Raw genomic sequence first — 23,712 nt, forward strand, 5'->3', positions numbered from 1 at the left:
AAAAATTGTTAATAAAGATGATACTAAGGCCAATACTCTATTTGGCTCAATACTATTAGCAGTAATAGTTTTTTTCACGATTCTTCTTTGCTGGGATTAGAATATGAATACGAAGGTGTAATAGAAATTGTTGTATGCCCATATTTGGATATGAAATAAAGGCAGTCAGTAAAATACTATTAACTTTATATTCTAATTATCTCACAAGGATATGCAGTTTCTCGAAGCGGCAAAGAATTGTTAAATAAGATATGTATCACCAAATCCGATATAGTTTTTTAGATATTGAAATAAAAGGGTAAATGGTGTCAATTCTCAGAGCCGCGAAAATCAAATAAGGATTATCAACTAGCCCAGGATAATTATTGGCGCATATATTGATAACCCCTTATTCGGTCGTAATATTGATAATTCTTCTTTTACAATCCGCTCAGATTTATTGCAGACAAATCAGGTCCTTGTTCTTCAAAGCTTGTGCCTAAGCATAATTCATAGCACTTTACCAGATTATCTATGTAGGGTGTTTTTACCTCATAAATACGGCCTAATTGCTGAATCGGTTTAATACCGAAAGGAATATCTTCAGTAATATGTCTATGCGAGAAAGAATCCGGTCCTTTTGCTGTTTTATAGCTTTTTGTATTTTTTAAAAGATCATAAAGATTTTCATATTTACTGCCCCACGCATCATTAAGCATATCCAGACAGCTCGTACCGGAAATCCCCATAGCACGCAAAACAGTCAAGCGTTCCTTATCGACTTCTTCTGCATACTTCACACTGTAATGTGTGGCAGCATCACCATACATGAGGTAATCCTCACCATTTTCAATTCGGCTTAAATTGAACAAATTGATCGGTGCATGCAGAACCGGATTGGTCGCATTCATAGATGTTTCCAGCACATTCTCTACACCATATAATTGTGGGAATGCTTCTGAAAGTTCTTTTAGCACAAGGCTGCAGCATTTTGCAGGAATGGTGGCCAAAGACAGTTTGCTCTTGATGGACTTCAGAAGACATGCTCCTGTTCCCTTGAGAGCAGACATCAGCAACATGCCGCCGGTTTCACCAACGATAATATTCTTTTCTTTTATTTCGTCTTTAAGAATATGATAGACTTCATAGGCTCCCCAATTGCAATTAAATATAATGATTCTCTGCCCATGATGCAGCTTCCCTTTCATTCTTTTTGCTATTTCATTATGACCATTTGCAGTGGTCATAATCATGATATAGTCTGCTTCTTTTAGGGCATCCTCAATACACACACAACCAATCGGTTGAAAATGACCCTCCAGTGCGCCTTCGATTTGTATGCCGTTTTGGCAAATAATTTTTATTTTTTCAGCATTTCTATCCCATACTGAAACTTGATATCCTTTATTCATCAAATATGATGTTATTGTATGCCCGGTCCTGCCCATTCCCAGAACAGCAAATTTCATATAACAACACTCCCTTGCATAGGTCTATATATTTTTAATTGTTTCATTTTCGGATTGGTATCTCTTGCAAATCTTTTTCCAATTCCTCACCGATTATACAAAAGCATTCTAAAGGTGCTGACACACTAATTACTCAGTGCGACAGCCCTCTATTATTGCTTTATCCAATATCTTTTTCAAATATTCACCTGTATAAGAAGCAGGATTCTTTGCTAATTCTTCGGGAGTTCCGGTGCCTACTATGGTGCCGCCTCTATCCCCTCCGTCGGGTCCCAGGTCGATGATATAATCCGCTCTCTTTATCACATCCAGATTATGTTCAATAACGATAACCGTATTGCCGCCCTCTACAAGGCGGTGCAATATCTTTAAGAGCTTATGGATATCTGCCGTATGGAGTCCTGTAGTGGGCTCATCCAATATATACACTGTTTTGCCCGTGCTTCTTTTTGACAACTCATAGGCAAGCTTGATCCTCTGAGCCTCTCCTCCCGACAGCTGGGTTGAAGGCTGTCCAAGCTTTATATATCCAAGGCCCACATCATACAAGGTTTGGATCTTCCTTTGTATTCTTGGTATATTTTCAAAGAAGCCCAAGGCCTCTTCGACGGTCATATCCAGTATCTCGGATATGGTTTTACCCTTATATCTCACTTCCAGGGTTTCCCTGTTGTATCTCTTGCCCTTGCATATCTCGCAGGGCACATATACATCGGGCAGGAACTGCATCTCAATCTTTATTATGCCGTCTCCCTTGCAGGCTTCGCAGCGTCCGCCCTTTACATTGAAGCTGAAACGGCCGTTTTTATATCCTCTCATCTTTGCTTCCGGCGTGGATGCAAAAACATCTCTTATAAAGTCAAATACTCCGGTATAGGTTGCCGGGTTGGATCTTGGCGTCCTGCCTATGGGTGATTGATCTATATCAATAACCTTATCAACGTTTTCAAAGCCTAGTATCTCAGTATACTCCCCCGGTTTCTGCCTTGAGCCGTATATCTTTTGAGCCAGTGATTTATAGAGTATCTCATTTATCAGAGTGCTCTTGCCTGAGCCGGATACCCCTGTGACGCAAGTAAATACGCCCATAGGGATGCGTACATTCAGATCCTTCAGATTGTTCTCTCTTGCGCCCTTTATTGTAATCCAATTGCCGTTAGGCTTTTTCCTGTCCTGCGGTACAGAAATATATTTGGCGCCGCTCATATACTGGCCCGTTATAGATCTCTCACAGGCCATGATATCCTCCAGGCTGCCTGCTGCAACAACTTCTCCGCCGTGAGCTCCCGCTCCGGGACCGATATCTATTATATAATCCGCTGCATACATGGTGTCTTCATCATGCTCCACCACTAAAAGGGTGTTGCCCAAATCCGTAAGATTTCTCAGGGTTTTTAAAAGCTTTCCGTTATCCTTTTGATGAAGGCCTATGCTTGGTTCATCCAATATATATAAAACTCCTACAAGGCTTGAGCCGATTTGGGTAGCCAGCCTGATCCTCTGGGATTCGCCGCCGGATAGAGTTCCTGCCGTTCTGGACAGGGTAAGATAATCAAGCCCTACGTTTATAAGAAAGCCCAGCCGTGCATTGATTTCCTTCAGCACCTGCTTTGAAATAAGCTCCTCTTTCGGCGTAAGCTTCAGTTTATTCATAAAGCCAAGTATTTTATGGACCGGCATGCTGCATAGCTCAGCAATGGAGATACCGCCCACATATACCGATAGGCTTTCTTTTTTCAGCCTGGTTCCCTTGCACAACGGGCAGGGGATTGATGACATGTAGCTCTCAATATCGGATCTCATAAAATCCGACTTTGTTTCCCTGTATCTCCTCTCAAGGTTGTTAACTACACCTTCCAGGGATAGCATGGCCTCCCCTCTTCCAAACTCTCTCTCATACTTCACCTTGAATTTTTCCCCGTTGTTTCCGTACAGGAGCAAATCGATGACTTCATCGCCAAGCTCTTCAATAGGCGTATCCATGCTGAATCCGTAGTGCTTTGCCGCCCCTTCGACTATATTGTAATACCAGGATTCACCGTTTATGTTTCTCCAGGGCTCAATGCCTCCCTCTGCTATGCTCTTCTTCCTATCCGGGATTACCAAATCCGGATCTATCTTGCGAAGCTCGCCAAGTCCGTCACAGCTGGGACATTTACCAAAGGGGCTGTTGAAGGAAAACATCCTCGGTGATAATTCTTCCATGGCAATACCGCAATCAGGGCATGCATAGTTCTGGCTGAAAAGCCTTTCTTCAACTCCCATTATATCCACCAAGGCAAGGCCTCCCGAAAGCTTGAGCACGGTTTCCAGTGAATCTGCAAGCCTTCTCTCAATTCCTTCCTTGACTACTATTCTATCTACCACTACTTCTATGGAATGCTTCTTATTCTTTTCCAGCTTGATTTCATCATTGATGTCCATGACCTCTCCATCAATCCTGATTCTGACAAAGCCGGACTTTTTCATTTCTCCGATGAGCTTCTGATGCTCGCCTTTTTTCCCTCTCACTATGGGAGCAAGGATCTGCAGCTTTGTCCCGCTGCCCAAAGCTGTCAGGTAGTCCACCATCTGGTCGATGGTCTGCTGGGAGATCTCTTTGCCGCACTGGGGGCAGTGAGGTATCCCTATTCGTGCATAGAGAAGCCTCAGATAATCATATATCTCAGTGACGGTTCCTACTGTTGATCTCGGGTTCTTGCTTGTGGTCTTCTGGTCTATGGAAATGGCAGGAGACAATCCCTCTATGTAGTCTAAATCCGGCTTCTCCATCTGCCCTAAAAACTGCCGTGCATATGCAGATAGGGATTCCACATATCTCCTCTGGCCTTCCGCATATATGGTATCAAAGGCAAGGGATGACTTTCCCGAGCCTGATAGTCCGGTGATTACAACAAATTTATCTCTTGGTATTTCAATATCTATATTTTTCAGATTATGCTCTCTGGCACCTTTAATAATAATTTTATCTTTTGACATTCTTCCACCTCTACATATTGTCCTTTAGTTCTTTTATCCTGTCCCTGAGCTCAGCGGCTTTTTCAAACTGAAGGTTCTTTGCGTGCTCTTTCATTTCCAGTTCCAAAGCCTCTATAATTGTCTTTAGTTCTTCCTTATTCACCTTTTCCTTGGATGGCTTGATGTTGTACTTTTCTATCTCTTCACCGGTCTTTGTAGCTTCGATAAGCTCCCTGACCGCCTTGTACACAGTCTTGGGAGTTATTCCATGAGCAGCATTATATTCGCTTTGTATCTTTCTTCTTCTATTGGTTTCATTTATAGCCTTTCTCATGGAGTCAGTCATGGAATCCGCATACATTATAACCTTTCCGTCAACATTTCTGGCCGCCCTTCCTACTGTCTGTATCAATGAGGTTTCAGATCTTAAGAAGCCTTCCTTATCGGCATCCAATATGGCTACCAAGGATACCTCAGGCAAATCCAGGCCTTCCCTCAGAAGATTTATTCCGACCAGAACATCAAACTCGCCTAACCTCAGATCTCTGATTATCTCCATTCTTTCCATAGTGTCCACATCTGAATGCAAATATCTCACCCTTATATCCAATTCCTTAAAATATGAGGTCAGGTCTTCAGCCATCTTCTTTGTAAGGGTTGTAACCAAAACTCTCTGGTTTTTCTCAACCCGCAAGTTTATCTCCCCTATCAGATCGTCGATCTGACCCTTAACAGGCTTTATCACTATCTCCGGGTCAACAAGCCCCGTCGGCCTTATCAGCTGTTCCACTATCCGGCTGCTCTTTTCCGTTTCATAGGCTGCAGGTGTAGCGCTGACAAAAATAACTTGATTCAGCTTGCTTTCAAACTCTTGAAAATTAAGGGGCCTGTTATCATAAGCAGATGGAAGCCTGAATCCGTATTCCACCAGGGTATCCTTCCTGGATCTATCCCCAAAGTACATGCCTCTTACCTGCGGAATAGTGACATGGGATTCATCTATCATCATCAGATAATCCTTGGGAAAGAAGTCGAGCAATGTATAAGGGGCACTGCCTTGGGCCCTTCCGCTTATATGCCTTGAATAATTCTCAATACCAGAACAATAACCTAATTCCTGCATCATTTCAATGTCAAAATTTGTTCTTTGCAGCAGTCTTTGGGCTTCAAGGAGTTTGTCCTCTTCTTTCAGCGCCTTTACCCTTGTCTTTAACTCTTCCTCTATGGTTCCTATAGCTCTTTGGAGCTTTTCATAGGTTGTGGCATAGTGAGATGCCGGATATATGAAGACATGCTGCCTTTCCCCTATCACATTGCCTGTCAAAGAGTCAAATTCCAGTATCTTGTCTATTTCATCGCCGAAGAAGTCTACTCTTATGGCTTTATCGGAGGAAGCAGCAGGAAATATTTCCACCACATCGCCCCTCACCCTGAAGGTCCCTCTTATAAAATTGATGTCATTCCTGTCATATTGTATATCCACCAGTTTCCTTATCACTTCGTCCCTATCCTTGATCATCCCTTTTCTCAGAGACAATATCAGGTCTCTATAGTCCTCCGGATCACCTAGACCATATATGCAAGATACGGACGCTACGATTATTACATCCTTTCTTTCAAAAAGTGCTGCTGTAGCCGAGTGTCTCAGCTTATCTATTTCTTCATTTATCTGTGAATCCTTCTCTATATATGTATCAGTGTGGGGTACATAGGCCTCAGGCTGATAATAGTCATAATAGCTGACAAAATACTCTACACAATTGTGGGGAAAAAACTCCTTGAACTCGCTGCATAGCTGAGCGGCTAGAGTTTTATTATGCGCTAATACCAGAGTAGGCTTTTGAACCTGCTCAATAACATTTGCCATCGTAAAGGTTTTTCCGGAGCCGGTAACACCTTTCAGAGTGAAAAATTTCTCCCCCTTACCTATGCCGTCAACCAATTGGGAAATTGCTTTAGGTTGATCTCCCATCGGCTTAAATTCAGATACTATTTTAAAACTATCCATGGAAAACCCTCCGTCGTTTTAGAACATGTGTTCGTAAAAATTATATATCTTTGGTACTGTTCTGTCAACTATTGAAATATGCGTATATATACATCCATTTATGCATAAATAAAAATTATTGTTGCATAAATTTGAATTTTGTTGTAATATTATAAATAAATGATGATATAATATTATTGATTTAAATATATTTTGATTGAGGGGTATTATAATGGACAAAGGTTTCAATTATGGTTTCAAAGAGCCTAAAAACAATAATGATAAATTTTACGAGATTTATAGATACTTTGAAAGCATAAGCCATAGAGAAGGCTCAGCTTTTCAAGAGCTTTTGGATTATACACTGAAAAATAATACAAATTTGAAGAAGAAAAAATAAAGAAGGCTTCACAATAGTGAGCCTTTTTATTTTTTACCTTTCCACAGACTTTTAATCCGCTGTGCCAGCTTGGAGGTATTATTTATCTGCAAATAAAGCTCAGGACTTCTTGGCACGATCAGCACTCCAAGACTGGAAATTCCTTTTTCGTAATCCTTATATTCCAAGGTTTTCTTTTCACCGTTGGATTTCACTATATCAAGCCAGATATATGTCGGATAGCTCCTAAGAAAATCGGACAGCTCCCCTTCGCTGTTGATCCTCATATTGTTTATCGATATAATAGTATCTCCCGGCTCAAGGCTCATCTTTATACCGGGAAAGCCCTTCCTGCAAAATAATACCTTTAGCCCTCTTTCAGGGGCCTCAAATAAAGCTTTGCCTTCCTCCTCTTCCTTTTGTCCATATATTATTAAAAGCTCATGGCCCAAAGGAGCAAACACGGCAGCTGCATAAGCAAACAGATGAAGCTTAGAAGCTATGGCAGTCAACAGGATCAGAATCACACTATACGCAGCCAGCCTCAAGGCTGAATATTTGCACCGCTTGGCAGGGCTATTGGTGATAGCCATATCTCCATAGCCCAGCATCACAGGTATTGGCTGCAGTATATACATTAAATTCTCCATATCCGCACCAAGGCCCGGCTGCCTGATAATGGGCCACCAATCCGGCATAGGTATGGATTCGCCTGCTCCGCCTGTCATCAAAGCAGCAAATAATATCATCATGGGGAGAGGCCATATCCTGTTCATTATATAGCCTCCCACCACACTGCCATCCTTGCGCTTCAGAAATGCAGGCACAGCATTGGAATATCCGTCGATCCATATCAGCAAGCTCTCAATAAGGTGGAGGATTCCTACCAAAGCGATGATGCCTATAGGATTGATATTGGGGAATCCAGAAATTAAGTTCATAAGGGCTACAATGCCGCCGGCATAGGAAAAGCATAGATATCTTATATTTATCAGGGAAAGCAGCAAGGCTATGATCCAGATATATAATATACCTGAGCTAAAGCTGCCCGACCCGGCCTTATTGAACTGCTCGATCGTAATCCCTAAAAAAACCGATACGCTGCTTCCGAGCACTCCGCCCAGCAAGCCTGCCAAAACCGAATTCTTAGTTTTCTCCCAGAGAGAGATCTTGTATCCCAGCATTCGCTCCTCAATATCAGATCCTTTGCCATACATAAAATAGGCAATACCCACTATGAGCAAAAACAAAGGATTCAGCAGCAATGAACCTATGGATACAAGCACCATCTCCGATACTTTAATCAAAGTAAGCATTTAACACCTCAACTATTTTATAAGCTTTTGTATCTCTTCAATAGCCCTATCAAGCTGAACATCCTTTACATCCTCCGGTCTCTGACCTTCTTTGATCTCTAAAGCTTTAACCTCAATATCAGGTTCGATACCAACTTTATTTATGTCTATGCCATTTGGAGTGTAATACTTTTGTATAGTAAGCTTAAATCCGCTTCCGTCTCCCAGCTTTTCCACTGACTGAACCAGGCCCTTTCCAAAGGTTTTGGTCCCTATCAGCAGCCCTGCCTTCCTGTCTTTGACAGCACCGGATACAATTTCAGAAGCGCTGGCACTGCCCTCGTCAACAAGAACAACGAAAGGAATGTCTATTTTGCCATCCTTGGAGCTCGTCACTACCTGATTTTTATTTTTGTCCTCTGTATAAAATATCGTACCCTTATCCAGCAACTCGTCGGCTACCTCTACACACTGAGTTACAAATCCGCCAGGGTTTTGCCTCAAATCAATGATCAAGCCTTTAGCATCATGTGTTTTGATGTCAGCTAATGCCCTTTTAAATTCCTTGCCTGTATCTTGATCAAACATGCTTATACGTATGTAGCCAATCTCATCCTTCAAGATTTCAGCTTTAACGGTCTTTAGCACTATATCTTCTCTTTTTATTTCAATCACCAGAGGTTCAGTTTTATTTTCCCTGGAAACTGTCAGGACCACCTTAGTCCCCTTTTTGCCTTTCATAAGAGTTGTAGCTTTATCAAGCCCTATCCCGGTCACCTCTGCGCCGTCAACCTTTATTATCTTATCCCCTGTTTTAAGGCCTGCTTTCTCACCGGGCGTATCCTCAATCGGAGCAACCACTGTCACATAACCATCCTTCTCGGTTACAATCACTCCTATGCCACCGTATGAGCCGGATGTCGATTCATCGAATTCCTTGAATTCCTTTTCATTCATATAAACTGAATATGGATCTCCCAGCGCCTGAAACATCCCTTTTATAGCGCCATCCATCAGTTTTTCCGAGTCCGCAGGCTCCAGGTAGTATTTATCAATATATTTTTTCAGTGTCAGTAATTTTCTGCTCTCTTTTACTATTTCATAATCACTGCTTGAGATAATCACTTTATCTCCAAGCCTCAAAGACATAAAGTTGGTAAAAGTAAATGTCAATACTGCAGTTATTAAGATAGCTGCAATCACAGAAAGTATGAGCTGTCTCTTTTTTACCATAAATTCACCTCGCATCATTTTTGGGTCATTAACATTATTTTTAAATGCCATTAATATTCTATTATGTAATTATATCATTAATACTATTTGTGTGGGGTAAATTTTCATATTTTGTGTTTATTCCTTGCGCCTGCAATTGCTGCATATGCCGTATATTTCAAACTTATGCTCTGTAGCCTCGAAATCAAGCTCTTTCAGCTTTTCCCTGTCCTCCGCAGCGGTGAAAGGGCAGATATCTATCTCCCTTACTTCTCCGCATTTATTGCATATGACATGATGATGATGCTTCCCGTTTATTAGCTCAAAATGACTGCAGCTGTTGTTTATATTGAGCTTCTCTACTATTCCCAGCCCCACTAAAAGCTCAAGATTCCTATATATTGTAGAGAAGTTTATTCCTTGATATTTATCGCTCACAAGAGCATATATCTCATTAGCAGTATGATGGCCTCCGCTGCTCAGCACGTCTATAATGGCCTTCCGCTGCTGTGTCAGCTTACAGCCTTTATTCTTCAATATTTTCTCAGGGCTAAGTTCATTATTCATGCAAGTCACCACCAAATCATTATTTTCCTTTTTTTATTACACTCTTCACAAAAAGAACTATCAGCAATATAAGCACAGATAAAAGAACTATGGTACCTCCCGGAGCTATGTCTAAATAATAGGATAGTATGAGGCCTGATATCACTGATATGAGCGCAAAAGCTACCGATAAACCCATAGTCTTGATAAATCCGGTCCCAACCTGAATAGCAGACGCAACAGGAATGACCAGCATAGAGGATACCATGAATACCCCTACTATTCTCATCGAAACCACTACGGTCAAAGCTGTCAAAACGGTCAGGTACAGGTTGAGAAGCCCAACAGAAATGCCTGAAATCTGTGCGCCTTCCTCATCGAAGGCTATATAAAACAGCTTTTTGTGCAAGGCTATCACCGATAAAATTATTATCAAGCTCAATGCACCCATTATGTATATATCTTGAGAATTTACCGCAGCGATGCTGCCAAACAAATAGCCCATCAAATCCGTATTGAAGCCTTTGGCTAAACCTATCATGACAACTGCGAGGCCAATGCCTGCAGATAATATTATAGAATTTGATATTTCCGCATATTTAGAAAAAGTTTTTCTAAGCTTCTCAATGGCAATAGCCCCACCCACAGAGAAAGCCAGTGCCCCCCAGAAAGGATAGAAGCCCCACAGCATTCCTGCAGCTATGCCTGCTAAAGAAGCATGGGAAAGCGTATCCCCTATCATCGATAATCTTTTCAGAACAATAAAAATTCCTATCAACGGGCATGTAACAGCAACCATGATCCCTGCTATAAATGCCCTCTGCATAAACTCATATTGAAATATTTCCATCATTTTTATCCTCACCCTCGGATTTTCGAATATTATCCGTTATGCTCCCTTCGCTTAATTGTACGACCCTGTTCACCATTGATTTAATATCTGTATAATCATGTGTTACCATGACTATCGTTATGCCATCCTCTTTATTTAATTTGTTGAGCAGGTTATAGAAATCTTCTTCAGTTTCATTGTCTATCCCTGTCGTAGGCTCATCAAGAAAAAGCAGCTTCGGTGAGCTTACCAGGGCCTTGGCAATAAAAATTCGCTGCTGCTGACCTGCAGATAATCTTCCTATGAGCCTTCTTTTATAGCCTGCCATCCCCACCTGTTCAAGGGATCTGACTATAAGAGCATCCTGTTCTCCTTTGCTCAGCCTCAGCTTGTTTGCATGCAACGGCGCGCTCACTACCTCTTCTACCGAAGCTGGAAAGCCAAGATTGAGAGTAAGTATCCTCTGAGGTACATAGCCGATTTTACTCCAATCCTCAAACCTATCCAGCGGCTTGCCAAACAACCAAATACTGCCGCTGTCAGGTTTCAGAAGGCCCAGGCATATTTTGAGCAGTGTGCTCTTTCCTGCTCCGTTTGAACCTACTACCGCAGCGAAATCTCCATCCTTGACCATAAAGCTGCAGTCCCGCAATACCTTGCAGCCATCATAAGAAAAATTAATACCTTCTCCTTTAAGTACAATATTATCCATTCTCATCAATCCGTTTCTCTCTAAAAGATATGTCTTTGCAAATTATTTGCAATACCATTTTATATTATTCCCCAGATTTATGCAAACATATAACAAGAAAAGCTGTGACTACGCACAGCTTAAATTCTATTTTTTCTTTTTGGTTATGTACGGCATCGGGTCGGTGTGAGCTCCATTTATCCTGACCTCGAAATGAAGATGAGGTCCGGTGGACAAACCTGTGCTCCCTGCCTTAGCTATGGTCTCGCCCCTTGCAACAGTGTCTCCCTCTTTTACCAGAAGCTTGGAGTTATGTGCATACAGTGTAGAGGTTTTTCCTCCATGGTCAATAATTACCGCATTCCCGTAGCCTCCATATGGTCCTGAGAAAATTACCTTACCGCTATTGGCGGCAACAATATCCTTGCCTAAGGGAACCGCTATGTCGACCCCTGTGTGAAGCTTCTTCTTCTTTAATATAGGATGATTTCTATACCCATATGGCGATGTAATCTTGGTATACCCGGGAGCAGGCCAGGCCATCTCCCCGCCTATATATTCCCCTGAAGACTGGGCTGCCACTATCATCTTCGCTATCTTGGCAGAATCTTCTAGAAGCTTGTCCTCTAATCTTTCAAGCTCCTTCAGGTCTTTGTATACTTCTTTTAATACCTCTTCTTTATCCTTCTTGACAGATTCTACTTCTTCCTTTTTTTTGCTTATATCGCTCTTCAATGCTTCCTTTTGCTGCTGTTCGCTTTCCAGCTGCTGCTTCTTTACATCAACGGTGTTTCTATAGGTTTTCATTTCCTTTAACAGATTTACATCATAGTTTATTATTTTTCTCAGCAAATCCACCCTGGATATAAAATCGCTGAAGCTTTCAGAGTTCAGCAAAACCGCCAGATATCCGGTATTGCCGCTTTGATACATCACCCTGACCCTTTTATTCAACAAAGTTTTCTGATTATCAGCAGTCTCTGTCGCTCTATCCAATTCTCTCTGAGTTATAGCTATCTTGCCTTCCAAATCAGAGAGCTGCCCTTCCACAAGCTCCAGATTGCTTTCTGCATCCCCCAGTTTTTTATCCAGCTCGCTTATCTGTTTGGATAAATTCTTGCTTTCCTTTTCTTTCTGAGCTTTTTGAACCTTTGTGAGCTCTAATTTTTTATTGGTTTCCTCCTGCTGCTTTTTGAGATTTTTTAAATCAGTGGGCTTCTGGCCATAAACAGGTATAGCGGAAAGAACAAAAATTAAAGCAAGAGTCAAAGCGATAATTTTACGCATGTTCATGTGCAGATCCTCCTATTAAACCCTAAGAAATTTTCTAATGGATATCATGCTTCCGAGGGAGCCTATGATAACTCCAAAGATCAAAAGCGCCGTAACAAGGCTGGATATAACCTCGGAAAAAGGCATCAGAGATATGACCAGAAGGCCAAACATTTGCTGCTTGATATAATTCGCCGCAAAATAATATCCCGTACCTAACAAAGCAATAGATACTATACTTCCAATCAGTCCCAATAAAATGCCCTCAAAGAAAAACGGACCTCTTACAAACCAATCCGTGGCTCCTATGTACTTCATTATTCCTATTTCTCTTCGTCTGGCAAAAACCGTGAGCTTTATCGTATTGGATATGATGAACACAGAGATCAAAAGCAATATACCCACGATTATCAAGCTTCCTACGCGAAGAAAATAAGTAATGCCCAACAGCTTTTCAAGCTCTTCTTTCCCATAAACTACCTTCTCGATGTTTGACATGGCGCTTATTGCCAAAGTAACCTTTGGGGCGAGCCTTGGGTCCTCCAGTGTAACAATAAAGGAGTCCGACAAGGGGTTATCTCCCTCCAGGCCTTCAAGAAGATCGGAGTTTTCTCCCAATTCTTCGCTAAATTTCTTTAAAGCTTCATCCTTAGAAAGAAAAACAGAATCTCTTACTCCTGTAAGCTCCTTTATCTCCTTGTTTATATCATTTATAATGTTTTGGCTCAGCCCATCAACCAGATGTACCTTTATTTCTACCTGAGATTCAAGCTTTGTAGCCAGATAATCTACATTCAGCACCAATACCAAAAATATCCCGATAACAAGCAACGCCGCCATAACAGAGCTTATGGAAGCGAGGCTCATCACCTTATTTCGCCAAATGCTTCTCGTCGATTGCTTGAAAAAATATCTTACGGTTCTTGCTTTCATATGCCATACCCGCCTTTCATGTCATCGCGGGCTATGGTCCCTTCTTCAATAGCTATAACCCTTTTCTTCATAGCATTTACTATTTCTTTGGCATGAGTAGCCATAAGAATGGTAGTACCTCTGCGATTTATTTCATTAATGCTTTTCATGATCTCCCATGATGTATCCGGATCAAGATTTCCTGTAGGTTCATCAGCAATAAGTATAGACGGTCCGTTTACCATTGCCCTGGCAAGTGAAACCCTCTGCTGCTCCCCTCCGGAAAGCTGGCTCGGGTATAGATTAGATTTTTTGCTAAGGCCCACAAGGCTCAATACTATAGGAACCTGCCTCCTTATATCCTTAGCAGGTGCTTCAATGACCTCCATGGCAAAAGCTACATTCTCGTATACAGTCTTCTCCTGAAGCAGCCTGAAGTCTTGAAAGACAACCCCTATACTTCTCCTCAAAAATGGTATTTCTTTTCTTTTCAGCCGCGTCACATCTTTGTCGTTTATTAAAATTTTGCCTTGATCTGCTTCTGTCTCCTTCAGCAGCAATTTGATCAGAGTTGATTTTCCAGCACCGCTGGGACCTACCAAAAAAACAAATTCGCCGTTATCTATCTTAATATTAATATTGCTCAAAGCTCTGTGACCATCTGAAAAAGTTTTGCTTACATTGACCAGTTCTATCAATAAATCACAACCTTTCGCGCATCTTTCTATAACTTCTACAAAAAAGCGTAAAATCCTTTATAAATATTTATAAATTACCATAAAAAAATAAACCCGGCTTACAGCCAGGCTTATTTCTTCTTCCTCAGATATGGCAATGGATCGGTATGAGCTCCGTTTACCCTCACCTCAAAGTGAAGGTGCGGCCCTGTTGACACTCCCGTGCTGCCGGACTTGGCTATCTGTTGACCTCTTGCAACCTTATCTCCTTCTTTTACCAGAAGCTTGGAGTTATGTGCATATAGTGTAGAGATCTTGCCTCCATGGTCTATGATCACTGTCTTCCCATAGCCGCCATAGCTTCTGGCGAGAATTACCTTTCCTGCATTGGCAGCCACGATCTTGCTCCCTGACGGAACTTTTAAATCCAGTCCCGTATGAAATTTCTTCTTCTTTAATATCGGGTGATTCCTATAACCATAATAGTCATTTATTTGAGTGTATCCCGGTGAAGGCCAGGTCATCTCTCCTTCTACATATTTATCTGAGGATTGGGCTGCCAGTATCATCCTGGTCAATTGAGCCGAGTCTTCCAGCAGTTTGTCCTCTAATCTGTCAAGCTCCTTTAAATCTTGATATATTTCCTTTAACAGTGCTTCCTTATCACCTTTTGCAGATTCTACTTCTTGCTTTTTATTGTTCATATCTGCTTTTAGAATTTCCTTTTGCTGCTGTTCGTTCTCAAGCTGCTGTTTCTTTTCATCAACAGCATCCCTATAGGTTTTTCTTTCTTTTAACAGATTTACATCATGGTTTATTATTTTTCTCAGCAAATCCATCCTGGATATAAAATCGCTGAAGCTGGCAGAGTTCAGCAAGACCGCCAGATATCCGATGCTGCCGTTTTGATACATCACCCTGACCCTTTTATTCAACAGGTCTTTTTGATTAGCCGCTTCTTCAGTTGCTCTATCCAATTCTCTCCGGGTTATGGCTATCTGCCCTTCCAATTCAGAAAGCTGGCTTTCCACAAGCTCCAGATTGCTCTGGGCTTCTTCGAGCTTTCTATCCAGTTCCTGTATTTGGTTTGATACACTTTTGCTTTCTTTTTCCTTTTTGACTTTTTCCTGCTTATTAAGCTCTATCTTTCTCTCTGTATTATCTAAATCCTTTTGGAGCTTCTTTATATCTATGGGATTTTGTCCATAAACAGGTATAACAGAAAGAACAAAAATTAAAGCAAGAGTCATAACGATAGTTCTGCGCATCCTCATATACAGATCCTCCTGTTGACAATATTCTAAAAATACTCCTTCAAAAAGAGTTTGATCACCTTTCCCATTTCTATAAATAAGCGACAACTCTTCCTCTATCTTCTATGACTTCTACAAAGAAACCCAGAATCCTTTATAAATCTTTATAAATTGCCATAAAAAAACAAGCCTGGCAATCCGCCGGGCATGTTTTTGTTTATGTAAAAATAGATAATATCTTTATTCTATTATAAATGTTTTTAAACGAGTAATCGATCGAAGTAAAAAAATTACCAAGCTTAATATTGAATTTTATTGATAAATCATCTCTAAATTGAGATGATATTGTATTGAAATTGAATCCTCCTAAAATTGCATGTTCAGCCAGGACACTGGTTTCAATTTTTGAATTTTTCTTAAACGCTTCTATAATGCCTTGCCCATATGGGTCCGGATTAACATCTATTCCATAAAACCCTTTAAATCCTTGAAATTGTATACTTCTTCCTTTTGCAAATTGTATAGCTGCTGCATTTCTTTTTATATCATCTGAATAGAAAATATAATATACATCCCCTACAAAACCGTAATTGCCTTGCTTAAACAGTGTCTCTAGCAAGCATAACTTATTACAAATTTGAGCATTATTCCATTTTTGCTCATATTTAGCTTCTAGAAAGCAGAAATCATATTTCCCCGTGCCTTTTTGATAAAATACCATTAATAAATCTGTGTCAAAATTATTTATTCCTCTAATAAAATTATCTAATACCCCAGGCTGGGGCATAAGGAAAACATTTCCTTTATTATTAGCATCATACTCTTGTAAGCTAGCATATAGCTAATCAAAGTTATATTCAAGAGCTGCAAAGTATTCCTTATAAATAAATTTATTATCAATACCAATTGACTTTTCAATTTCTTTAATAAAATTATCGTGTACTTTTAGTGAACCTTGTATATTACCTGACAAACAATAATTAGCTACATAATTCCTTTCTTTTCTATTATAACTATCAAGTATTTTAAGCATTTTTATTATATACCTCCCAACTTATACCTATTTTGATAGATTGCTATAGCCTTCTAGGCTTATTTCGAGCTATTTAGCTTTTCGTTGAACAGTTATAAAAAATGTCATAGCTCATACCCACCCCATCATCCGCCAGCGCTACATTGCTGCTAAAGTCGGCAGATTGTCCCTCTTCAAAGATATGCATAGGTCCGATCTTCTTTGGTTTAAGTTTCCTGATAGTTTTCTCCAATTCAGAGGATATGTGACCACAGTCATGGGTTTATGCAGATTAACATTAAACTTTTTCTTCTGCCGATCTCCTCCTTGTCTATATTTTTCTAGTAGATCAGATTTGTTTGGTTCCTCTATGGATAATAATACCTGAAGCTTTAGCCGCCTTCCATGTAATCAATATTATTACTTTTTACACAATTCTATGTTCTTATGGAAAATCCCCCTAAAATGTAACCGCTATAAGCTTACAACAATTCGATATATTTCGGCTTTTATAAAGACAAAGCAAAAAATTACCTAAGCTATAGGTACTACTTATAGATGATACCTATAGCCTGGTATTTGATAAGAAATATTTTTCTTTAGAAGAAACCAAGGAGCGCATTGCATGCGTTCCCTACTCTTGCTTTTCTTCTTTTATTATAATTTCACTCTCATCTGGTTTTGGCCTATCCTGAGCATTTTGTCTCCTGTCGCTTTTGAGCAATATGAGTATTCCAAATATTATGAGAAAAGCAAACTGAATACGGAAAAGCGAGGGTGGAAACCAATATAAGTTTCCACCCTCCTATTTTGATATCTTTTTCGGCCAATAGCATACGCCCACATCCAGCGCGCGGGGCTTGTCCAGATGAAAGTCGGCATACCGGCAGTACCAGCACTGCCGCAGCCCTTCGGGAGTATCGGCTCTCGGTTCAAAGGCAGGGCAAACCTGCTTTGGCCACACGTTACCCTCAGTATTGGGGGCTTTCAGCGGTGCATCCTCACGCCTGCGCTTTTCCATTCCATCACACTCCTTCAGGCGAGAATACAGTGATATTTTTTCGAATACTTCGGCTTGCCGTTTATTTTCAAATTTGCATACCCAAATTTCAATTGCTAAGATTCTTCAGAGTTTCAATAATGGGGAGCAATCGGTCGGTTGCAAGACCTTCTAAATCTACGACAGGTATATCAAACAGCCAATAGTCCCCTGTCGCGTGATTTTCACCGTCGCACCATACATTCAATCTGCCTCCGTCGCCAAAGTAAAATTGCGTTGCCAATTCAGGAGTGCCAATGCTCTCTGCAAGTTTTTTATACGCCGCCATCCTGAATTCTTCGGTAATTTCACCGTCAACTCCCGCAACTGTCAGACCGAATCTGCCGTCAAGTGCCAGTTTTTTAAACGCATTCTTGTCCTTTATGAAATCCCACAGATTCCCTGCACCCTTATTGCCCGCAGTCAAGCTGAAAAGCTGTGTCCGTATTGAATTGACAGGGTAAGCCGCTCCCGCGGTATAGGCGGTATTATATGTCCTTATGCTCAGCAAGTCCCCGGCTACAACTTCAAAAACAGGCATAATGTCGTATGTGGTATTGCTTTCAGCAGCAAAAGTCGGCCAGAGGCAGAAAGTTTTTAATTCCTCATTAAGTTTAGCCTGTATATTATCATCTGCTAACCCGCTCACTTCAACATAACGCGCTTGCGTGTCGTCATCGCCGTAGTTTTCAACCGCTTTGTAATCAAATGTCACATCTGCCTTGCTGATGCTGGCGCCAATATCGGTAACAGAGCCATCCTCCATAAAGCGGCACAGCGCGGCCGTATCCTTATTGCCGGTAGTGATGACCGCAAATGTTCTGGTGGCATCCGGATAGTCAGTGTTATGGTCGATCCAGGTTCCTTCGTTCAGGTAGTATTTCCCGTCGCCCGTAAATCGGTATGTAGGCACATGGGTATGACCGAACACAACCACATCCACTTTTTCCTTCGCATTATCCAGATACTGCGCCTTTGCTTGCCTGAAAAAATACTCCCAGTCCAAGGTTCCGGAGACCGCCTGTAAAAAGCTGTTGGGAACCTTGACGTTGTTAAGCCTCTGACGCTCGTCCCATGTGCGCTGAATATTCTTAAACAGCACCGGCGCGGAAATCGTCCCGTCCGCCTGCTGCGCCGGATAGAAATCCAGATAGGTATACGCATCGTCAAATCCGGCTATATGCATATCGAATATTTTCTCGTCAAGGCTCTCGTTGGGTGTCATCCGAGCGGAGATGTTTTTGAGAAGCGAGTAATAAATATAAGCGCCGTACTGGTCCGTATCGGTTTTATCCGGTACGATCGTAACGACCGGCAAATCCTTTTCAACTTTCGGCCGGCCTTCCAGCACCCACGTCGCTGCATAGCGGGCGTAAAAATAGCCTGCCGGCAGGATGGTGTCCTCATTGCCGCACAGCTCCGCGTTGGTGACCGTGTCCGGAGCGGAAAACACATCGTAACGGTGACCATGTTCGATTGCGATCTCGTTTCGGTCGCCTGTGTAATAAGTGCCGAGTCCTTCGGCATCCCTGGCCTGAACGATTTTAGGGATCGCTTCCTGCAAAACGTCGGCCTCCAGCGTCATGTCATGGTTTCCGATTACGTAGACCAGCTTTATCCCACTGTCGGCCACATTGTTCAACTCGTCGATAACGTCCTGATTGTTGGCTATCACGTCCTTGTAAAACTGTCTTGCATCCGTGTAGCTGGGATAATAGACCGGCAAAAACCACTCGTCCAAAAAATCACCGTTGATGACCAGCTCTCGCACATCTGTTGTGCTTTGCAGGCGCCGCAAGAACTCTATAAGCAGCGGACGGTTTTTCAGTGTTTCTGTATAGCGGTCATCGATGCCGAGGTGAATATCGCTTATGACGACGATCTTGTCTCTTGTGTTGCCGGCACCCCACAAAGCTGCGGTGCCCTTCGCTGCGTCTGAAACTGACGCTCCGGTATTCGGCGAGAAGCCTGTGGTGAGCAGCACCAAAGAAATCACCATGCAGGACGCCAGCAGTAAAGAGAGCATTTTTCTTTTCATGTTCATTTCCTCCAATATTTCAATAATATTTTGTAAATTTTCGTCCTAAGAATAACCCAAAAAAAAGAAAAAATGAGCCTTTACACTTAAAAAGTTCATTTTTACACTTAAAAAACCATCTATTCACTTAAAATTCGCTCTTGACAAATTGAACTCTATGTTTTCTCACACCAGAAGGCGTACCCGAAAAACGCCGTTTTCGATTCTATACATCAGCTCGCCGTCATACTTTTTCGCAAAAGTGATGACGCTTTTGCTGCCGACTCCGTGGCCTTCTTTGCAGGCGACAGGATAGCCGCTTTCGTCGAGTGAGGTGCCCTCCGCGCAAGGGTTTCCCATTTCCAGCAGCAGCCGCCCCACGCTTCGGCAGGTGAAGCGGAGGTAGGGGACCTGTTCTTTCGGCAGCCTTTCGCAGGCCTGAATTGCGTTTTCCATCAGGTTTGAAACCACCATGGAAAGCTCCAGCGCATCAACAGTCACATTGCCCGGAATATCCAGCGCGATCTCCAACCGTATACCTGCCTGCTCCGCAAGGCCCGCATAGTGGCAGACGGCGGCGTTGACGGCGGGGTTTTCGCAGTAGACCTTGCTGATTTTGTGCGCAGCTTGATTTTGACTTTGCAGCAAAGCGTAAGCCTCGCCGGTTTTTCCCTGCTCCAAAAGCTCCAGAAGCACATTGTTGAAGTGGCGGCGGTCATGGGCGGCGCGGCTGTTTTGCGCCGACACCTCCGCCATAAGCTCCAATCGCCGGGACATATTTCCTGCGGCCAGTTGCAGGTATTCTCGCTCCACCTGCATTTTCCGGTTTTCTTCCTTGACCCGAAACTCCCGCTGAAGATTTTTGAGAGAGAGAAAAATGGAGCCGTAGGCGGCAAGTCCGATAAAAATTACCAGAAGCAGCGGTACCGCCTGCTCCGTCAGGGTAACGACAATGTCGTCCGAAGACAGTACATAGTGGTTGAACGTGATGTAAATGCCCAGTGCCACGGCGAAGTACGCCGTCCAATGCTCCACCGCCTGCCGATACAGCGGACGCACATGGCGCGATAAAATAAGCAGAAAAGTGCCGAACAGGGCTAGGCGCAGCAGCGAGTTGGCATAGGCAGGATAAGGCAAATGCCTTGAGCCGATGAAGCTGATGATAATCACAGCGTCGCTGATGTTCTGGACGGTGAGATAGGAAAACAGCCACTGCATGAAGGTGTCTTTGAACAGAGGCCGCACCGCAAAGCAAAGCACCGCAAACAGAACAATATCAAGCTTTGAAAGCAAGGTCAAATTTCCGCTGAGATAGCAGTAAATCGCCGTGCCCAAATCGGCGGCAAGAATGCCGAGCATGGTCAGCAGCGTTATCTTTTTAGAATATTTCGGCTGCAAAAGCGTCATCATCAGCAGGACATTGGCGGTGGTGGAGATTACCGCCCGCAATAAGTCAGGAAAAAGCCCGCTCATTTCTGTACCCCCTTTGCCATCAGGTAGTCCATATATGTATCCCGCACCGCAGGGTATTGCTTTGCTGCAATAGGGACAATCTTGCCGCCGCACAGCGTGAAGCTGTCCTTGGCAAAGCGCTCCACCCGACGCAGATTGACCACAAACGAGGTGTGACATTGAAGAAAATGCCTGTCCTTCAAAATTGGCGAGCTATATTCCGAAAAATTCTCCCGAATAGTACGGCTGAGCACTTCCTCGCCGTTTGTCAAGCTGAAAATGACAGCGTGGCTGCGGTATTCACAGCAGACGATGTCCGACAGCTTAATTATCCGCAGACTGTCAGCGGTTTTGACGGCAAATGTCTGCTCTTCCGCAAGATCTGCTTTGGAGATGGCGAGAGTCAGCGTATCAAACAGCTGCTGCTTTTCGATGGGTTTAATGAGATAATTGATGGGGCTTGCGGCGTATGCCTGCAGGGCAAACTGCGGCTCGGTGGTGGCGTAGATAATCTGCGCCTCACGGTCAAGGCGGCGTATTTCTTTGCCTAATTCCAAGCCGCTCACCATGGGCATGACAATGTCCAGTATGTAAATGTGAAAGCTCTTTGCATCAATGGCGGTCAGCAATTTATCCGGGTGAGAAAATTCTTTCATCTCTGCTTCCAATGTATTAGTGTCAAGGTATTCTGTTATGTATTCGTTTATGATTTCCAGTTCTCTCGGCTGGTCATCGCAGATAGCAATACGCAGCATGGCGGTCACTTCCTTATGGTATGTTCTTTTCGGGGGTCAATAGGCTTCTCGCACCGAGATATATTCCTGCAAACTGCTCAACCGTTTCACCTACATGTAAATATAAAAATACAAAATATATCATATACGAATATCCGTATGGTTTCAATAGCATACACAAAAAAATTACAGATGCGGATAAGCTGTTCCGCAAAGCCTTTAGGCATATGGCGTCGGAAAGCCTGTCTGACAAGCTGGAGCAGGAAATCAGCACAGAACGGGACAAAATGCTGAACGCCGACCGTTGGAAGAAGAAAAGCGCAGGACTTCAAAATCCTGCGGCTTTTCTTCTTTTTGTTTATGTTGTTCCCTACTCTTGCTTTTCTTCTTTTATTATAATTTCACTGCCATCAGGTTTTGGTCTGCTCTGAGTGTTTTGTCTCCTGTCGCTTTTGAGCAATATGAGTATTCCAAGAACTATAAGGAAAGCAGGCGCTAAATATTTTCTGTTGAGAATATATATGGTATTAGTCAAGAAAATCAACCCAAGCCCGCCTAAGATTGTGATAGGAATTAGCAAGGCCTTGTCCCTGCTGCCGAATAGATACAGCTCCAGCAAGCCTATTGCTATGCCTATGAGAAATACAGGCCAGAGGTCAGCCATGATATTCCATCCAAATACTACATTTGCATAAAAAAGCAATCCATAGGTGGCCAGTATCCCTCCGGGTACTAATATGCCTGGGTTTTTATCCATACCTGTAAAAAAGGATATATGCAGATAAACACCGGGTACTAAAAGAGCCAGCGGCCATACATAGCTCCAAGAAAAGTTAAGATAGCCAAGGTTTGAGAGTAAAAACAGCGTACCGATTATAATGAACAGCCCGCCAATAAATATATTATGATTCTTTTTCATCGATAAAACCTCCATCAACTATTCGTGTCATTATATGATACGCCTTCAATGCGGAAAAGTCTGATTGTATGGTTGAAATATTGTATAATAACAGTATATATGTGATGATACAGTGTGAGAACACATTTTAACAGGAGATGATATGTTTGAAAAACGTGACAAGGAAAGAAATATTGTCCTTAAGGGATTCGATAAGTATTGAAGAGGTTGCCTCAAGGAGTGAAGAGATAAAAAGCAAGCTTATTAGCACTCCTATGTATGCTGAAGCAAAAAATATATTTTCATTTTTGAGCTTTAACAAAGAAGTCCTTACTAAGCCTATTATCAATGATTGCCTTCAAAAGGGAAAGAAGGTCTATATTCCTATATGCAATATGGAAATAAGGGAAGTAGTATTATGCAGCTTTGATGGTTGGGATAAGCTGCGCCCTAACAGGATGGGCATATTGGAGCCTGCAAAGGATTCGATCAGGATTTCTGATAGAAAGGTATTGGATCTGGCTATTGTGCCCGGTGCAGTTTTTGACAAGGCAGGCAACAGGATCGGCTACGGCGGAGGATATTATGACAAATTCTTCTCTTCCTTGAAGAAGGACATAGTAAAGATCGCGATTTGTTATTCCTTCCAGCTTGTTGATCATATCGCACCCGATCCCCATGATGTGCCTATGGATTACATAATCACTGAAAAGGAAATTATCCGATGCCATGAGTAGAACGGTATGTATATCTGAGCAGGTCAGGGGACGGAAACCACTGAAAGGCACGGAATTTTTCACGAAAAAACACGGAAGGGTTTTATTATCTAGTTGCGAGAGCGAAAGTAGGTTGTTTTGTGAATAGCTTGCAAAATTTTTGTCTATTGATTAATTTTTTCGATTTGGTATAATAATATTAAAGAGACCGCCACATGATGTGGTTGCCTCCTGTAAGTGGATTAGTTAACTACCACTCTGCAAGCTGCAATTGCAGAGTGGCTTGCTTTTTTGCTACTTTTTCACGAAGTTCTCCACAACCTAGGGCTCCAAAGGAATGCCTTGGAATCTCCTGAGCTCTGAGTTCTGAATCCTGAGTTCT

General features: G+C 42.3%; 21 protein-coding genes. 2 read left to right on the forward strand and 19 right to left on the reverse strand.

Annotated features, from left to right (window positions below; all coding sequences use genetic code 11):
• Positions 1–419: 419 nt before the first annotated feature.
• The 3 genes from LJD61_RS18160 to uvrB form a co-directional block, all read right to left on the reverse strand.
• Positions 420–1,448: an NAD/NADP-dependent octopine/nopaline dehydrogenase family protein gene (locus LJD61_RS18160; protein ID WP_255228976.1), complete on the reverse strand. Its 1,029-nt coding sequence runs from the start codon at positions 1,446–1,448 to the stop codon at positions 420–422.
• Positions 1,449–1,577: 129 nt separating this feature from the next.
• On the reverse strand, positions 1,578–4,427 hold the full coding sequence (uvrA, locus tag LJD61_RS18165) for an excinuclease ABC subunit UvrA (protein ID WP_255228977.1): 2,850 nt from the start codon (positions 4,425–4,427) through the stop codon (positions 1,578–1,580).
• A gap of 10 nt (positions 4,428–4,437) precedes the next feature.
• Entirely contained in the window at positions 4,438–6,414 is a 1,977-nt protein-coding gene (gene uvrB, locus LJD61_RS18170; RefSeq protein WP_255228978.1) for an excinuclease ABC subunit UvrB, read from the reverse strand.
• Positions 6,415–6,625: 211 nt separating this feature from the next.
• Between uvrB and LJD61_RS18175 the strand changes: the two genes are divergently transcribed.
• On the forward strand, positions 6,626–6,793 hold the full coding sequence (locus LJD61_RS18175; RefSeq protein WP_255228979.1) for a hypothetical protein: 168 nt from the start codon (positions 6,626–6,628) through the stop codon (positions 6,791–6,793).
• 26 nt (positions 6,794–6,819) lie between these two features.
• Here the strand turns inward: LJD61_RS18175 and LJD61_RS18180 are convergent, their stop codons facing one another.
• From LJD61_RS18180 to LJD61_RS18255, 16 genes are all read right to left on the reverse strand, one after another.
• Positions 6,820–8,088, reverse strand: a complete 1,269-nt coding sequence (locus tag LJD61_RS18180) for a hypothetical protein (protein ID WP_255228980.1) — start codon at positions 8,086–8,088, stop codon at positions 6,820–6,822.
• 12 nt (positions 8,089–8,100) lie between these two features.
• On the reverse strand, positions 8,101–9,300 hold the full coding sequence (locus LJD61_RS18185; protein WP_255228981.1) for a S41 family peptidase: 1,200 nt from the start codon (positions 9,298–9,300) through the stop codon (positions 8,101–8,103).
• Between the two features lie 117 nt (positions 9,301–9,417).
• A complete protein-coding gene (locus LJD61_RS18190; protein ID WP_255228982.1) occupies positions 9,418–9,846 on the reverse strand; it encodes a Fur family transcriptional regulator in 429 nt (142 codons plus the stop codon).
• A 19-nt stretch (positions 9,847–9,865) separates the two neighbouring features.
• Positions 9,866–10,678 carry a metal ABC transporter permease gene (locus LJD61_RS18195; protein ID WP_255228983.1) on the reverse strand — a complete coding sequence of 271 codons (813 nt, stop codon included), beginning with the start codon at positions 10,676–10,678 and terminating at the stop codon, positions 9,866–9,868.
• The gene (locus LJD61_RS18200) at positions 10,656–11,369 is read right to left on the reverse strand and encodes a metal ABC transporter ATP-binding protein (RefSeq protein WP_255228984.1); all 714 of its coding nucleotides are present in this window, start codon (positions 11,367–11,369) and stop codon (positions 10,656–10,658) included. The genes LJD61_RS18195 and LJD61_RS18200 overlap by 23 nt, the downstream gene beginning before the upstream one ends.
• 126 nt (positions 11,370–11,495) lie before the next feature.
• Entirely contained in the window at positions 11,496–12,641 is a 1,146-nt protein-coding gene (locus LJD61_RS18205; protein WP_255228985.1) for a murein hydrolase activator EnvC family protein, read from the reverse strand.
• Positions 12,642–12,656: 15 nt separating this feature from the next.
• Positions 12,657–13,553 carry a permease-like cell division protein FtsX gene (ftsX, locus tag LJD61_RS18210; protein WP_255228986.1) on the reverse strand — a complete coding sequence of 299 codons (897 nt, stop codon included), beginning with the start codon at positions 13,551–13,553 and terminating at the stop codon, positions 12,657–12,659.
• Positions 13,550–14,230 (reverse strand): cell division ATP-binding protein FtsE, encoded by a 681-nt coding sequence (gene ftsE, locus LJD61_RS18215; protein WP_255228987.1) that lies wholly within the window; start codon positions 14,228–14,230, stop codon positions 13,550–13,552. Before ftsE ends, ftsX begins: the two co-directional genes overlap by 4 nt.
• Positions 14,231–14,340: 110 nt before the next feature.
• Positions 14,341–15,483: a murein hydrolase activator EnvC family protein gene (locus LJD61_RS20420; RefSeq protein WP_303740827.1), complete on the reverse strand. Its 1,143-nt coding sequence runs from the start codon at positions 15,481–15,483 to the stop codon at positions 14,341–14,343.
• Between the two features lie 196 nt (positions 15,484–15,679).
• The gene (locus LJD61_RS18225; RefSeq protein ID WP_255228989.1) at positions 15,680–16,249 is read right to left on the reverse strand and encodes a hypothetical protein; all 570 of its coding nucleotides are present in this window, start codon (positions 16,247–16,249) and stop codon (positions 15,680–15,682) included.
• Between the two features lie 54 nt (positions 16,250–16,303).
• Complete coding sequence (locus tag LJD61_RS18230; protein ID WP_255228990.1) at positions 16,304–16,495, reverse strand: hypothetical protein; 192 nt, start codon at positions 16,493–16,495, stop codon at positions 16,304–16,306.
• A 784-nt stretch (positions 16,496–17,279) separates the two neighbouring features.
• The gene (locus LJD61_RS18235; protein WP_255228991.1) at positions 17,280–17,438 is read right to left on the reverse strand and encodes a hypothetical protein; all 159 of its coding nucleotides are present in this window, start codon (positions 17,436–17,438) and stop codon (positions 17,280–17,282) included.
• Positions 17,439–17,583: 145 nt separating this feature from the next.
• Positions 17,584–19,551 (reverse strand): metallophosphoesterase, encoded by a 1,968-nt coding sequence (locus tag LJD61_RS18240; protein WP_255228992.1) that lies wholly within the window; start codon positions 19,549–19,551, stop codon positions 17,584–17,586.
• A gap of 165 nt (positions 19,552–19,716) precedes the next feature.
• Positions 19,717–21,003, reverse strand: coding sequence for a sensor histidine kinase (locus LJD61_RS18245; RefSeq protein WP_255228993.1), 1,287 nt, complete (start codon positions 21,001–21,003; stop codon positions 19,717–19,719).
• Positions 21,000–21,737 (reverse strand): LytR/AlgR family response regulator transcription factor, encoded by a 738-nt coding sequence (locus LJD61_RS18250; RefSeq protein ID WP_255228994.1) that lies wholly within the window; start codon positions 21,735–21,737, stop codon positions 21,000–21,002. Before LJD61_RS18250 ends, LJD61_RS18245 begins: the two co-directional genes overlap by 4 nt.
• 349 nt (positions 21,738–22,086) lie before the next feature.
• Positions 22,087–22,635, reverse strand: a complete 549-nt coding sequence (locus LJD61_RS18255) for a LiaI-LiaF-like domain-containing protein (RefSeq protein ID WP_255228995.1) — start codon at positions 22,633–22,635, stop codon at positions 22,087–22,089.
• A 155-nt stretch (positions 22,636–22,790) separates the two neighbouring features.
• Between LJD61_RS18255 and LJD61_RS18260 the strand changes: the two genes are divergently transcribed.
• Positions 22,791–23,351, forward strand: a complete 561-nt coding sequence (locus LJD61_RS18260) for a 5-formyltetrahydrofolate cyclo-ligase (protein WP_255229040.1) — start codon at positions 22,791–22,793, stop codon at positions 23,349–23,351.
• Positions 23,352–23,712: the final 361 nt, after the last annotated feature.

Origin of the sequence: Lutispora saccharofermentans, from assembly GCF_024363565.1 — a bacterium.
Lineage (GTDB): Bacteria > Bacillota > Clostridia > Lutisporales > Lutisporaceae > Lutispora > Lutispora saccharofermentans.

Excerpts from the sequence above, each read along its gene's own strand:
- LJD61_RS18195 (WP_255228983.1), bottom strand. The coding sequence starts at position 10,678 with ATGATGGAAATATTTCAATATGAGTTTATGCAGAGGGCATTTATAGCA.
- LJD61_RS18190 (WP_255228982.1), bottom strand. The coding sequence starts at position 9,846 with ATGAATAATGAACTTAGCCCTGAGAAAATATTGAAGAATAAAGGCTGT.
- ftsX (WP_255228986.1), bottom strand. The coding sequence starts at position 13,553 with ATGAAAGCAAGAACCGTAAGATATTTTTTCAAGCAATCGACGAGAAGC.
- uvrB (WP_255228978.1), bottom strand. The coding sequence starts at position 6,414 with ATGGATAGTTTTAAAATAGTATCTGAATTTAAGCCGATGGGAGATCAA.
- LJD61_RS18250 (WP_255228994.1), bottom strand. The coding sequence starts at position 21,737 with ATGCTGCGTATTGCTATCTGCGATGACCAGCCGAGAGAACTGGAAATC.
- LJD61_RS18245 (WP_255228993.1), bottom strand. The coding sequence starts at position 21,003 with ATGAGCGGGCTTTTTCCTGACTTATTGCGGGCGGTAATCTCCACCACC.
- LJD61_RS18255 (WP_255228995.1), bottom strand. The coding sequence starts at position 22,635 with ATGAAAAAGAATCATAATATATTTATTGGCGGGCTGTTCATTATAATC.
- LJD61_RS20420 (WP_303740827.1), bottom strand. The coding sequence starts at position 15,483 with ATGAGGATGCGCAGAACTATCGTTATGACTCTTGCTTTAATTTTTGTT.
- LJD61_RS18175 (WP_255228979.1), top strand. The coding sequence starts at position 6,626 with ATGGACAAAGGTTTCAATTATGGTTTCAAAGAGCCTAAAAACAATAAT.
- LJD61_RS18230 (WP_255228990.1), bottom strand. The coding sequence starts at position 16,495 with ATGCTTAAAATACTTGATAGTTATAATAGAAAAGAAAGGAATTATGTA.
- LJD61_RS18180 (WP_255228980.1), bottom strand. The coding sequence starts at position 8,088 with ATGCTTACTTTGATTAAAGTATCGGAGATGGTGCTTGTATCCATAGGT.
- uvrA (WP_255228977.1), bottom strand. The coding sequence starts at position 4,427 with ATGTCAAAAGATAAAATTATTATTAAAGGTGCCAGAGAGCATAATCTG.
- LJD61_RS18185 (WP_255228981.1), bottom strand. The coding sequence starts at position 9,300 with ATGGTAAAAAAGAGACAGCTCATACTTTCTGTGATTGCAGCTATCTTA.
- LJD61_RS18200 (WP_255228984.1), bottom strand. The coding sequence starts at position 11,369 with ATGGATAATATTGTACTTAAAGGAGAAGGTATTAATTTTTCTTATGAT.
- LJD61_RS18240 (WP_255228992.1), bottom strand. The coding sequence starts at position 19,551 with ATGAAAAGAAAAATGCTCTCTTTACTGCTGGCGTCCTGCATGGTGATT.
- LJD61_RS18160 (WP_255228976.1), bottom strand. The coding sequence starts at position 1,448 with ATGAAATTTGCTGTTCTGGGAATGGGCAGGACCGGGCATACAATAACA.
- LJD61_RS18205 (WP_255228985.1), bottom strand. The coding sequence starts at position 12,641 with ATGAACATGCGTAAAATTATCGCTTTGACTCTTGCTTTAATTTTTGTT.
- LJD61_RS18225 (WP_255228989.1), bottom strand. The coding sequence starts at position 16,249 with ATGCCCCAGCCTGGGGTATTAGATAATTTTATTAGAGGAATAAATAAT.